The 12,283-nt window shown below is 72.1% G+C and carries 14 protein-coding genes; 7 read left to right on the top strand and 7 right to left on the bottom strand.

The window, feature by feature from the left end; translation table 11 throughout:
• Positions 1-13 precede the first annotated feature (13 nt).
• The 4 genes from ACFY0I_RS06615 to ACFY0I_RS06630 all read right to left on the bottom strand — a co-directional run bounded on the left by ACFY0I_RS06615 (position 14) and on the right by ACFY0I_RS06630 (position 2,611).
• On the bottom strand, positions 14-973 hold the full coding sequence (locus tag ACFY0I_RS06615; RefSeq protein WP_388891090.1) for an ArsR family transcriptional regulator: 960 nt from the start codon (positions 971-973) through the stop codon (positions 14-16).
• Between the two features lie 47 nt (positions 974-1,020).
• Positions 1,021-1,482: an SseB family protein gene (locus ACFY0I_RS06620; protein ID WP_281208892.1), complete on the bottom strand. Its 462-nt coding sequence runs from the start codon at positions 1,480-1,482 to the stop codon at positions 1,021-1,023.
• An 81-nt stretch (positions 1,483-1,563) separates the two neighbouring features.
• Positions 1,564-1,779, bottom strand: a complete 216-nt coding sequence (locus ACFY0I_RS06625; protein ID WP_388891093.1) for a DUF397 domain-containing protein — start codon at positions 1,777-1,779, stop codon at positions 1,564-1,566.
• Positions 1,712-2,611, bottom strand: a complete 900-nt coding sequence (locus ACFY0I_RS06630; protein WP_388891095.1) for a Scr1 family TA system antitoxin-like transcriptional regulator — start codon at positions 2,609-2,611, stop codon at positions 1,712-1,714. The genes ACFY0I_RS06625 and ACFY0I_RS06630 overlap by 68 nt, the downstream gene beginning before the upstream one ends.
• A 115-nt stretch (positions 2,612-2,726) precedes the next feature.
• Here ACFY0I_RS06630 and ACFY0I_RS06635 point away from each other — a divergent pair, with 115 nt between their 5' ends.
• Together ACFY0I_RS06635 and ACFY0I_RS06640 are read left to right on the top strand one after the other, a co-directional pair.
• A complete protein-coding gene (locus tag ACFY0I_RS06635; RefSeq protein ID WP_388891098.1) occupies positions 2,727-2,942 on the top strand; it encodes a hypothetical protein in 216 nt (71 codons plus the stop codon).
• The gene (locus ACFY0I_RS06640) at positions 2,939-3,310 is read left to right on the top strand and encodes an ATP-binding protein (protein ID WP_388891101.1); all 372 of its coding nucleotides are present in this window, start codon (positions 2,939-2,941) and stop codon (positions 3,308-3,310) included. The genes ACFY0I_RS06635 and ACFY0I_RS06640 overlap by 4 nt, the downstream gene beginning before the upstream one ends.
• Before the next feature lie 13 nt (positions 3,311-3,323).
• Here the strand turns inward: ACFY0I_RS06640 and ACFY0I_RS06645 are convergent, their stop codons facing one another.
• The gene (locus ACFY0I_RS06645) at positions 3,324-3,722 is read right to left on the bottom strand and encodes a winged helix-turn-helix transcriptional regulator (RefSeq protein WP_388891104.1); all 399 of its coding nucleotides are present in this window, start codon (positions 3,720-3,722) and stop codon (positions 3,324-3,326) included.
• A 101-nt stretch (positions 3,723-3,823) separates the two neighbouring features.
• On the opposite strand from ACFY0I_RS06645, the gene ACFY0I_RS06650 reads away from it, so the two are divergent.
• From ACFY0I_RS06650 to ACFY0I_RS06665, 4 genes are all read left to right on the top strand, one after another.
• Positions 3,824-4,477, top strand: a complete 654-nt coding sequence (locus ACFY0I_RS06650; protein WP_388891107.1) for an NADPH-dependent F420 reductase — start codon at positions 3,824-3,826, stop codon at positions 4,475-4,477.
• Positions 4,478-4,665: 188 nt separating this feature from the next.
• On the top strand, positions 4,666-6,492 hold the full coding sequence (locus ACFY0I_RS06655; protein ID WP_388891109.1) for an acyl-CoA dehydrogenase: 1,827 nt from the start codon (positions 4,666-4,668) through the stop codon (positions 6,490-6,492).
• 112 nt (positions 6,493-6,604) lie between these two features.
• Complete coding sequence (locus ACFY0I_RS06660; protein WP_388891112.1) at positions 6,605-7,336, top strand: hypothetical protein; 732 nt, start codon at positions 6,605-6,607, stop codon at positions 7,334-7,336.
• A gap of 102 nt (positions 7,337-7,438) precedes the next feature.
• Positions 7,439-8,731, top strand: a complete 1,293-nt coding sequence (locus tag ACFY0I_RS06665; RefSeq protein WP_388891115.1) for a M18 family aminopeptidase — start codon at positions 7,439-7,441, stop codon at positions 8,729-8,731.
• 94 nt (positions 8,732-8,825) lie between these two features.
• On the opposite strand, the gene ACFY0I_RS06670 is transcribed toward ACFY0I_RS06665, so the two are convergent.
• On the bottom strand, positions 8,826-10,691 hold the full coding sequence (locus tag ACFY0I_RS06670; protein WP_388891117.1) for an NHL domain-containing thioredoxin family protein: 1,866 nt from the start codon (positions 10,689-10,691) through the stop codon (positions 8,826-8,828).
• Positions 10,692-10,773: 82 nt separating this feature from the next.
• Positions 10,774-11,598 carry a hypothetical protein gene (locus tag ACFY0I_RS06675; RefSeq protein ID WP_388891120.1) on the bottom strand — a complete coding sequence of 275 codons (825 nt, stop codon included), beginning with the start codon at positions 11,596-11,598 and terminating at the stop codon, positions 10,774-10,776.
• 32 nt (positions 11,599-11,630) lie between these two features.
• Here ACFY0I_RS06675 and ACFY0I_RS06680 point away from each other — a divergent pair, with 32 nt between their 5' ends.
• Positions 11,631-12,206, top strand: a complete 576-nt coding sequence (locus tag ACFY0I_RS06680) for an LURP-one-related/scramblase family protein (protein WP_388891122.1) — start codon at positions 11,631-11,633, stop codon at positions 12,204-12,206.
• Positions 12,207-12,283: the final 77 nt, after the last annotated feature.

Genomic DNA, 12,283 nt, shown 5'->3' on the forward strand with positions numbered 1-12,283 from the left:
GTGACCGAATGCTTCAGCCGCCGCTGCGCAGCAGGTCCACGCCGAGGACCGTCGCCGAGTGCAGGACGGCCCTGCCGTCGCGTTCCGTGGTGATCAGCCCGGCGGCGCGCAGCGTGCGGGTGTGCTCGGAGACCGAGGGGAGGCTGATCGCGAGGTCCCGGGCCACCTCGCTGGTCGTACGCCGCTCCAGCAGCGACTGGAGGACGGCCGCCCGGGTCCGCCCGAGGAGGGCGTCCAGCGCGCCCCCGCCGGTTCCGGGCGCGGCCAGCGGCAGCGGGGTCAGCGCCGGGTACATCAGGACGTGCGAGCCGTCCGGGCGACCGGCGAGCAGCGGCCGGCCCGTCCAGAACACCGAGGGCATGAGCACCAGTCCGCGCCCGCCGAGCCGGACCTCGTAGTCGGGCGGCAACCCCACCTCGAAGACGGTGCCGGACCAGGCCGCCCGGGGGTGGATGCTCGCCAGGCAGGCCCTGATGCCGTGCCCGGCCAGCAGCCGGGTCCGCCAGGCGACGTCGGCGCGGAAGGACTGCCGGATCCGCGTCCACTGCGGGGCGACGACCGTCTCGTGGGCGGCCCGCAGGGCCCCGTCCAGTACGTCCCAGGCCTCCCCGTCCTGGTCCCAGAGCGCGCGCAGCCAGGAGGCGGGCCCGGGGGCCCGGACGGCCGCCCGGCGCAGCTGGTCCGGGGTGAGGAGCGACCCGGCGTCCCGTACCGCCGCGAGGCCCTCCTCCAGGTCGGCGGCGTACGGCTCGACGAACGGCGGGTTGTCCCCGTCGGGGCGCAACAGGTCCAGCAGGGGCCGCGCCCGGGCGGGCAGCTCGCGCGAGACGCTGCCGCGCCAGCGGCCGAACACGGCGGGCTCGTCGGTGCGCTGCCAGGCGACGAGGGCCAGCGCGAGTTCGACGAGCGGGAGCGGCTCGGTCGCGAACGTGACGTCGAACAGGTCCTCGGCCGTGAAGTGCACCCTCAGCATCCGCCCGCCCCCGCCCCCGTCGGCCCCCGCCGGTTGCCCAGCCGTGCCTAGCCGTACATGCGGCGCATGGCGAAGTCGACCATCTGCTCGACCGCCTTCGCGTCGAACACCATCCGGTGGTCGCCCTCCATGTCGAGGACGAAGCCGTAGCCGGTGGGCAGCAGGTCGATCACCTCGGCGCCGGTGATCACGAAGTACTTGGACTCCTTGCCGGCGTACCGGCGCAGTTCCTTGAGCGTGGTGAACATCGGGATCACCGGCTGCTGCGTGTTGTGCAGGGCCAGGAACCCCGGGGTCTCGCCGCGCGGGCAGTAGACCTTCGAGGTGGCGAAGATCTGCTGGAAGTCCTCGGCGGACAGCGACCCCGTGGTGAAGGCCCTGACCGCGTCCGCGAGGGAGGGTGGCGACGGCTCCGGGTACAGCGGCGCCTGCGCGTAGCCCTGCTGGGGCGGGGGCTGCTGCGCGTAGCCCTGCTGCTGGGCGCCCGGATTCTGGTCGTAGCCGTACATGCGGCCCACCCTATCGAGCGGCCGACCCCGTACCGGCGGGTACCGGCCAGTCCTTCCGGGGGTGGGGGTGGGGGCCGTGCCTCAGCCGACGAGTTCCCCGTCCACGAGGGCCCGCACGAACGGCACCCAGGCGGCGGCGGTGACGATCACGGCGGGGCCGCCGGGACGCTTGGAGTCCCGGACGGGAACGAGTCCCTCCAGACCGTCGCCCACCTCGACGCAGAGGCCTTCATCCGCGGTGGTGTAGCTGCTCCTGCGCCAGGCGGCGGCGCTCACGTCGACGTGCATGGTTGCCATTTCCGAAGTCCTCCGCTGCCGCCTCGATCATTTTCAGGGACACCTCAGGCGGCAGGGCGGTTGCCCTGAGGCGGTTGTATGCCTGCTGGTACTTCGTCACTATGCCCGGATCATCGATGATCTGGCCGCTGTACATGCCCTCCGTGTACATGACCGGAGGGGCGTCGCTAAAGCTCATGAGGAACGTCGATCCCATCATGAATGGATGCGCCCCGATGTCACACGGAAGGATTTGTGGAACGTAGCGACGTTGGCGCGCGACAACCGCCACGTGGGCCAGTTGTTCCGCCATCGCTTGGTCCCCGACGACGGGTTCCCGGAGAACCGACTCGTGGAAAACGACCCATGACACCGGCCCTTCGGGCTCTTCGATGGCCCAGGCGCGGGCACGTCGTGCATCGACCTTTCGCTGGACCGTCGCCTCGTCGTCCTTGGGGTTGAAGGCGTGGATGAGTTCCCGGATGTACGGCTCCAACTGCAATACGCCCGGGATCAACATGGGGCACCATTCCTCGATGTCCCGCGCATGCGCCTCCATTTCGACCGCGTCCGCGAAATACGGCGCGTACTGATTGGCACGCGCATTGCGCACGTCGTCACAGCGCCGCGCGAAGAACCCGTCGGTCTTGAGCAGCCGATCCACGTGCCGTGCCAGGTCCAACGGCATGCGCCGATGCCCGCGTTCGATCTCGCTCAGGTAGCTCACGCTGTAGAAGACGTCTTCCACCGTCTGCGCGAGCGTCAGCCCCGCCGTCTCCCGCTTCCAGCGCAACTCCTTGCCGTAGAACGCCGGGACGCTCGCCGAGCCGTCGATCTCCTTGCGTGCGGCCACCCTCGCCTGCCTTCCACACTCCGCGCCGTGGAACCCCAAACCCTTCCCACGGTACGCGGCGGCGCACCAGCCTGTGAGGGCTTCGTCACACTCCGCACCGGAACGGAAGTCCCCCATGAGCGACCACGCCAACGACCGCATCGCGGCCGAGGCCCTCACCGCACTGCGCGCCGCCCTCACCGCGCACGGGATCACCCTGCCCTCCCTCGACCTGCACCTCCCCTCGTACGCCGGCAGCTACCGGACGCCGCCCCTGATCAGCCTCGGCAACTGCAACCCGGCCACCGCCCGACGGCTCAGCGCCGTCCTGAACCGGGCCGTGGGACGGTGAGGCCGTTCCGCGCCGGGCTGCTCGCGCTGCCCGAGGAGGTGTCCGCGCTGCGGCGGGCCGTGCGGGCGCACCTGGACGCGCCCTGCCACGACCTCCAGCTCTGCGTGAGCGAGCTGGTCGGCAACGTGATCGTGCACGTCGGCGAGGGCACCCCCGTGTCCCTCGCCGTCACCCGCACCCCCGACGGCCGCACCCGGGTCGAGGTCAGCGACCCCGATCCGCGCGTGTGGCCGGTCCTGCGGCGGGCCACCGACACGGACGAGTCCGGTCGGGGGCTCGCGGTCCTCGACGCCGTCGCCACCCGGTGGGGCGTCCACGCCGGGCCGACCGGCGGGAAGACCGTCTGGGCGGAGCTGGCGAACCCCTAGGGCCGACGGGGCCCTAACCCCCGTCGGCGCGCCCCACGTACCGGTCCTGGGCGTCGAGGACGTCGTCCGCGTACCGGGCGGCCCAGGTGCCCATCGCCCGCATCGGCGTGAGCAGCGCCGTGCCGGCCTCGGTCAGGGCGTAGTCCACGCGCGGCGGGGCCTCGGCGTACGGCCGGCGTTCCACCAGGCCGTTGCGCTCCAGCCGCCGCAGGGCCTCGTTGAGAACCTTCGGGCCGATCCCGCCGATCCGCGCGAGCAGCGCGCGCGGCCGCATCGGGCCGGTCGCGCCGAGCGTGAACACCACGACGCTGTCCCACCGGTTGGCCAGTACCTCGAAGGCGACGCGTGCCCGGCAGTCCGCCGTGTACGCGAGGTCCGGCAGGCCCGCGGCCGGATCGGGGAGCTTCTCCATGCCGCCATCCTGCCCGCGCCGATGGACACCGGACGGTGCGCATCGGCCTCCGTAGCCTCGGCCACCGGAAGCAGGATCGGGAACGGAAGGGGTGCGCGGCGATGCGGATCGGCGTGATGGGTACGGGAGCGATGGCGGAGGCCCTGGGCGGGGCTTGGGTGCGGGCCGGCCACGAGGTGTTCGTCGGCGGTCGGGACGGCGCGGCCGCCCGGGCGCTCGCCGGGCGGATCGGGGCGGCCGGCCACGGGACGCCCGCGGCGGCGGCCGGGTACGGGGAGGTGGCGCTGCTCGCGGTGCCGGCGGGGGTGGCCCCGGAACTGGCCCGTGAGCACGCCGGGGCGTTGGCCGGGCGGACGGTCGTGGACTGCGCGAACGCGCTGGATCCGGGCCCTGGCGGGGTGATGCTGACCACCGGGCCCGGGGAGAGCGTGGCGGGCCTGATCGCGGCCGCGGCGCCCGGCGCGCGGGTGGTGAAGGCCTTCAACCTGGCCCACGCGAGCATGTGGGACCGGCCGGCGGACTGCTTCGGCGAGGTCCCGCCCGCGGTGCCGTTCTGCGCGGACGACGCGGAGGCCGCCGGGCACGTCGGCGAGTTGATCACCGGGATGGGGTGGAGCCCGATGCCGGCGGGCGGGCTGGACCGGGCCGCGTACGTGGAGGCCACGGCGGCGTTCGTGATCGGCGTGTGGTGGGCGGGCGGCTCGCCGCGCCTGGCGTTCCCGGAGCCGCCGCGGGCCCGGGAGGGCGTCGCCTGAGGCCTGCGGGCGGGCCGGGGGCGGGCCGGGGCCTCCGGCGGCGCTCCACCGGCGCCGGTTCGGTCGGCTTGACCCTGGTCACAGTCGCCGCAGAAGGGTTGCCCTTATTACCGACGGGTAGCATCATGTTGTTACCGAGTGGTATGCACGAGGAACCCGTCTCACCGAGCCTTAACGGAGCCGTCGCCATGGGGCACTACAAGTCGAATCTCCGCGACATCGAGTTCAACCTCTTCGAGGTGCTCGGACGCGACAAGCTGTACGGCACCGGCCCGTTCGGCGAGATGGACACCGACACCGCGCGGACCATCCTCAGCGAGATGACCAAGCTCTCCGAGAACGAGCTGGCCGCCTCCTTCGAGGACGCCGACCGCAACCCGCCGGTCTTCGACCCCACCACGAACACCGCGCCCGTCCCGGCGTCCTTCAAGAAGAGCTACAAGGCCTTCATGGACTCCGAGTACTGGCGTCTGGGCCTGCCCGAGGAGATCGGCGGCACCACCTCGCCCCGCTCCCTGATCTGGGCGTTCGCGGAGACGATCCTCGGTGCGAACCCGGCCGTGTGGATGTACTCCTCGGGCCCGGCGTTCGCCGGCATCCTCTTCGAGGAGGGCAACGAGGCGCAGAAGAAGGTCGCCGAGATCGCCGTCGAGAAGCGCTGGGGCTCCACGATGGTCCTCACCGAGCCGGACGCCGGTTCGGACGTCGGCGCCGGCCGCACCAAGGCCGTCGAGCAGGCCGACGGTTCCTGGCACATCGAGGGCGTGAAGCGCTTCATCACCTCCGGTGAGCACGACATGGAGGAGAACATCCTCCACTACGTCCTCGCCCGCCCCGAGGGCCACGGCCCGGGCACCAAGGGCCTGTCGCTCTTCCTCGTCCCGAAGTTCCACTTCGACTGGGAGACCGGCGAGCTGGGCGAGCGCAACGGCGTCTACGCCACCAACGTCGAGCACAAGATGGGCCTCAAGGCGTCCAACACGTGCGAGATGACCTTCGGCGACCAGCACCCCGCCAAGGGCTGGCTGATCGGCGACAAGCACGACGGCATCCGCCAGATGTTCATGATCATCGAGTTCGCCCGGATGATGGTCGGCACGAAGGCCATCGCCACCCTCTCCACCGGCTACCTCAACGCGCTGGAGTACGCCAAGGAGCGCGTGCAGGGCCCGGACCTGGCCAACTTCATGGACAAGACGGCGCCCAAGGTCACCATCACGCACCACCCCGACGTACGCCGCTCGCTCATGACGCAGAAGGCCTACGCCGAGGGCATGCGCGCCCTGGTGCTCTACACGGCCTCCGTGCAGGACGAGATCCAGTTCAAGCAGGCCGCCGGCGAGGACGCCTCCGCCGAGATCGGTCTGAACGACCTGCTCCTGCCGATCGTCAAGGGCTACGGCTCGGAGAAGTCCTACGAGCAGCTCGCCCAGTCGCTGCAGACCTTCGGTGGTTCCGGTTACCTCCAGGAATACCCGATCGAGCAGTACATCCGCGACGCCAAGATCGACACCCTCTACGAGGGCACCACGGCGATCCAGGGTCAGGACTTCTTCTTCCGGAAGATCGTCCGCGACCAGGGCGCCTCGCTGAACGTCCTCTCCGAGACGATCAAGAAGTTCCTCGCCGAAGCCGTCGGCGGCGACGACCTGGCCCCCGCCCGCGACGCCCTCGCCAAGGCCGCCGTGGACCTCGAAGGGATCGTCGGCCAGATGATCGTCGACCTCACCGCAACCGGCGAGGACGTCAAGAACATCTACAAGGTCGGCCAGAACACCACCCGCCTGCTGATGGCCTCCGGTGACGTCGTCGTCGGATACCTGCTGCTCAAGGGCGCGGCCGTGGCCGCCGAGAAGATCGCCGGCGCCTCCGCGAAGGACGTGCCCTTCTACACGGGCAAGATCGCCGCCGCGAAGTTCTTCGCCGCCGAGGTGCTGCCGAACGTCTCCGTCCAGCGCCGGCTGGCCGAGCTCGTCGACAACTCCCTGATGGACCTCGACGAGGCCGCCTTCTAAGGCACCGCGCCCCGCCGATCGGCTCGTACGCCCCGCGCGTGCGCACAGTGGCCGGACCTCCCTGCCGGGGGTCCGGCCACTCTTGTCGGCGGTTCGTGGCACGCTCGTAGACATGAGCCCACAGGAGCAGCACAGCAGCAGGGGGTATTCCGTCCCCACCGGGCGCCCGTACGCCCTCAAGGAGCTGCAGGCGAATGTGGGCGCCCTCGGCGACCGCGTCACGGAGCTCTACGACGGCGCCCACCCCGCCGAGTACGAGCCCGTGGCCGACGCCCTCTACCTGGCCTTCCGGACGGCCGCCGGCCTCGCCCCCGCCAAGAGCTACACCGGGTGCCCCGAACATCCCAACGGCGCGCTCGACCCCGAGGCACCGGACGGCTGGGGCCGCTGCCTCATCTGCAACGACCGCCGCCGCCTCGGACGCCGCATCCAGGGCGCCCGCGCCGCCGGACCGGCCGCCGGGGAACAACGCCGGCTCGGCTACCCCGTGCCCGAGCCCCCGTACGGCCTGGACGTCCTGCGCCACTACCTGCGCGTCGTCGACGAGCAGCGCTTCCACCTGACCCTCGGCTCGGACGACCAGGACTTCGTGCGCATCGCCGACGACCTGCACCGCGCCTTCATCGTGGCCCGCGAACTGTCCCGCCCCCGCAACGCGTCGGGATGCTCCGAGCACCCCGGCGCGCCGATCGACCCCGATGCTCCTCCCGGCGAGGCCTGTATCTTCTGCGCCGGACGCAAGAGACGCGCGCAGCGCCCCGCGCAGACCTCCGAGATGCTCCCGCGCATCCGGCGGGGCGAGCGCAGGCAGTTGCAGCGCAGATTCGAGCGTCCGCCGGGCTGATCGCGAAGGGACCACGGGCCACACACCCCGCCGTCCTCGACCCTTCCGCTATCCGCCGCAGTCCGGCCAATGGCGAACACGACCGTCGTTAAGGTGAACCACATGACCTCTCCCGCCCGCTTCGACCGCGGACACACCGACGATCTGATGACCTTCCTGACGGCCAGTCCGTCGCCGTACCACGCCGTGGCCAACGCGGCCGAGCGGCTGGAGAAGGCGGGCTTCAGGCAGTTGTCGGAATCGGATGCCTGGGACTCGGGCACGGGTGGCAGGTTCGTACTCCGCGGGGGCGCCCTCATCGCCTGGTACGTGCCCGAGGGCGCGGCGGCGCACACTCCCTTCCGGATCGTCGGCGCGCACACCGACTCCCCCAACCTGCGGGTCAAGCCGGTCCCGGACACCGGCTCGCAGGGCTGGCGGCAGGTCGCCGTCGAGATCTACGGCGGCACGCTGCTCAACACCTGGCTGGACCGGGACCTCGGCCTGGCCGGTCGGTTGACGCTGCGCGACGGCACCGAACGCCTCGTCAACATCGACCGCGCGCTGCTGCGCGTCCCCCAACTCGCCGTCCACCTGGACCGGTCGGTGAACACCGACGGCCTGAAGCTGGACAAGCAGCGGCACATGCAGCCGATCTGGGGGCTGGGCGACGCCCGCGAGGGCGACCTGATCGCCTTCCTCGAAGAGGAAGAGGGCCTGGAGCAGGGCTCGGTGGCCGGCTGGGACCTGATGGTCCACTCGATCGAGCCGCCCGCCTACCTGGGCCGCGACCGCGAACTCCTCGCCGGACCGCGGATGGACAACCTGCTGTCGGTGCACGCGGGCGTCGCGGCGCTCGCCGCCGTCTCCACCGCCGACAAGCTCGACCACATCCCGGTGCTGGCCGCCTTCGACCACGAGGAGAACGGCTCCCAGTCGGACACCGGCGCCGACGGCCCGCTCCTGGGCAACGTGCTGGAACGTTCAGTCTTCTCGCGCGGCGGCACCTACGAGGACCGGGCCCGCGCCTTCGCCGGCACCATCTGCCTGTCCTCCGACACCGGACACGCCGTCCACCCCAACTACGCGGAACGGCACGACCCTTCGCACCACCCGCGCGCCAACGGCGGCCCGATCCTGAAGGTCAACGTCAACCAGCGGTACGCGACCGACGGCAGCGGACGCGCGGTCTTCGCCGGCGCCTGCGAGCGGGCCGGCGTGCCGTGGCAGACGTTCGTCTCCAACAACTCGATGCCGTGCGGCACGACGATCGGCCCGATCACCGCCGCCCGTCACGGCATCCAGACCGTCGACATCGGCGTGGCCATCCTGTCGATGCACAGCGCCCGCGAACTCTGCGGCGCCGACGACCCCTACCTCCTCGCGAACGCCCTGCTGTCCTTCCTCCAGGGCTGACCGACCGGCCGGTCGGCAGAAACCCCCGGACCGCGCGAGGCGGGCCGGGGGTTTCGGTGTTCCGGGGGTGCCGTTGCGTCCTTGCCGGTCCGCGCTACTCCGCGTCCAGGCCCGCCAGGACCAGGGGGAGGCGGGTCGCTGCGTCCGGGACGAGGCGGACGGGGACGCCCCAGTCCTGCTGGTGGACGTGGCAGGCCGGGTACTCGTTCGCCGGGTCGTCGTCGCAGGACGCGGCCATCGCCGAGACGTGCAGCACGCCCTCGGGGACCGCCGGGTTCAGTTCCAGGTCGCGGAACAGGTCCGTGCCCCGGCCCTCGCCCGCGAGGAGGAGTTCCGGCGGGGTCGAGGAGACCAGCAGCCGGGTCGAGGGGCCGTAGCGGGTGTCGAGCTTCTGGCCGGCCGGGGCCTGGAAGACCACGTCGAGGCGCAGCGTGCCCGGGGCGACCTCGGTGGCGGCCCGCCGGGTGCGGTGGGCGACCGCGTCGACCCGTACGGCCTCCTCGGGCAGGCGCAGGCGGGTCAGCCGGTGCCGGGCGGACTCCACGACGACGATGTCCTCGCCGACGAGCACCGCGTCGCTCGGCTCGCGCAGATCGGTGGCGAGCGTGGAGACCTGCCCGGTGGCGGGGTCGTAGCGGCGCAGCGCGTGGTTGTACGTGTCGCAGACCGCGACCGAGCCGTCCGGCAGGGCGGTGACGCCGAGCGGGTGCTGGAGCAGGGCCTGGGCGGCGTCGCCGTCGCGGTGGCCGAAGTCGAACAGGCCGCTGCCGACGGCGGTGACGATGGCGTACCCGTCGGCCGGGCCGTCCGTCGGGCCGTCCGTCGGGGCTTGGACGTACCGCAGGGCGCTGGTCTCGGAGTCGGCGATCCACAGCCGGTCCCCGGCGGCCGCGAGCCCCGACGGCTGGGCGAACCAGGCCTCGGCGGCCGGACCGTCGACGAGGCCCTCGTTGGTGGTCCCGGCCGCGACCGCGACGGAGCCGGTCGCCGGGTCCCACGTCCACAGCTGGTGCACGCCGGCCATGGCGATCCACACCTTGCCCTGCCACCAGGCGACGTCCCAGGGCGAGGACAGGTCGACCTCCAGGGCCGGGCCCGAGGTCGGCGAGCCCTGCCACCACTGGCGGCCCGTCCCGGCGACGGTCTCGACGGCCCCGGTGACCGGGTCGAAGGTGCGCAGCGCGTGGTTGACGGTGTCGGCGACGACGACCCGGCCGTCGGGCAGCAGCGTCAGGCCCTGCGGCTCGCTGAAGCTCTCGGGGGTGAAGCCGCGCGAACCGCTGCCGACGCGGCGCACGACACCCTCCCCGTCCGGAGCGAGCTCGACGAGCTGGTGCCGGGTGGAGTCCGACACCAGGAGGTTCCCCGAGGGCAGGAGCAGCGCCTTGCCGGGGAAGCGCAGGTCGGTCGCGACCGGCTCGGGGGCCACGTAGGGCCCGTCGCCGCGCCGCAGCGTCCCCTTGGCCTCGTGCTCGGCCTCCAGCTCCTCGACCAACCGCTCGATGGCGTGGGCGTGGCCCTCGCCGGCGTGCTGGGCGACGACGTACCCCTCGGGGTCGATGACGACGAGCGTGGGCCAGGCCCGCACGGCGTACTGCTTCCAGGTGGCGAGCTCGGGGTCGTCGAGCACCGGGTGGTGGACCTCGTACCGCTCGACGGCGTCGACCACGGCCGCGTGATCGGCCTCGTGGACGAACTTCGGCGAGTGCACGCCGACGATGACGACGGTGTCCCGGTGCTTCTCCTCCAGCTCACGGAGCTCGTCGAGGACGTGCAGGCAGTTGATGCAGCAGAAGGTCCAAAAATCCAAGATCAATACGCGACCTCGGAAGTCGGCCAGGGTCAGATCCTTGCCGCCGGTGTTCAGCCAGCCGCCCTTGCCGATCAGCTCGGGGGCACGAACACGGGCACGTCGGCGGGGCGCGGGCGCGGGGGTGGGCGCCGGGGCAGCATCGTTCATCCTTCAAGCTTGCCATCCGGTCGTGAAGCGCCCGTCACGGCCGTGCGAAGAGCGCCGTGAGGCGGGTGGGCGGGGGCAGCCCCTACGGCGCGGGCGTCGGTGGGGCCGATGCCAGGAAGGACTTCAGGGAGGCGACCAGGGACGTGACGAACGCGTCCCGGACCGGTTCCGGGAGGAGGTCCAGGGAGAGGTACGGGTTCAGGTCCTCCAGTTCCACGAGGAGGAGTTCCCCGGAGGGGGCCCGGCAGGCGTCCACGCGTTGGATGCCGTGCGTGAGGGTGTTCCAGGCGATGAAGCGGCTCGCGAAGGCCAGGTCCTCGTCGGTGGGCGCGTAGGGGACGAGGTCCCAGCGGCGTGCCGGGTCGGGGGCGTGCAGGGCGTACTGGAAGGCGTCGTCGACGTAGTAGAAGGACACCTCGTACGCGAAGTCGATCCGGGGCTGGATCAGCACCTCGCCCGCCGGGCCGGTCGGGTGCGCGGTGAAGGTGAGGCCGATGGAGTCGGCGCCCTGCTTGGGCTTGACCGCGTACACGGGCACCTCGGGCAGCAGGTGCAGGTCGGCGGGGTCGTCGACGGTCGGGATGACCGGGAAGCCGGCGGCGGTGAGGTCCAGGAGGTACTGCTTGCCGGCCATGTCGCCGCGCCCGACGAGCGGGTTGTACACGCGGGTCCCGGTGGCGAGGGCGGCCGTCCGGAAGGCGTCGTACGCCTGCTGGTAGTGCAGGACGGGCCCGCTGTTGCGGACCACGACGGCGTCGAAGCCGCCCATCAGGGCCGCCGCGTCCAGCGGGTGGCACAGGGCGAGGGGGAAGTGCTCGCGGAGCCGGGAGGTGAGGAACGTGTCCTCGTCGCCGTAGCGGCGGCCACGGGCCGGGTACGCCAGGTCGGTCACATAGAGGAGAGGCATGGCGGCAACCTATCGCGGGCACCGATGACCGCATGAAATACCTCGTACGGGACAAAGTGCTCGCGATCGGCGACGACTACTGGATCGAGGACGAGGACGGCCGGCAGGCCTTCCTCGTCGACGGGAAGGCGCTGCGGCTGCGCGACACCCTGGAGCTGAAGGACCCCGACGGGCGGATCCTGATCACCCTGCGGGAGAAGTTCTTCTCGCTGCGCGACGCGATGACGCTGGAGCGCGACGACCAGCGGCTCGCCGTCATCCGCCGCAAGCGGCTCTCGCTGCTGCGCCACCATCACCGCGTGACGCTGGTCGAGGGGACGGAGCTCGACGTCAGCGGCCGGATCGCGGGGCGCGAGTTCAAGATCGAGTACGCGGGCGAGCTGCTGGCGCTGGTCTCGCGCCAGTGGTACCGGATCCGCGAGACGTACGCCGTCGACGTGATCCGGGAGGACGCGGACGCCGCCCTGCTGATCGCGGTCGCCGTGTGCGTGATCCGAATGGCCGAGCGGGAGGAGCGGGAGGGGCGGGAGGGGGAGGACGACCGGGTGGGCGCCGGGGAGGGCGCACGGGGCACCCTCGCGGACGTCGCCCGGGCCGTCGTCGGCTGACCCGGGCGGGGGGCGGGGGGGCCGGTCGGGCCGCCCCGCCCCCCGCCGACCTACGGGGCCGGCGCCCCCACCGCGGG

Source organism: Streptomyces sp. NPDC001568 (genome assembly GCF_042893755.1).
Taxonomy (GTDB): domain Bacteria; phylum Actinomycetota; class Actinomycetes; order Streptomycetales; family Streptomycetaceae; genus Streptomyces.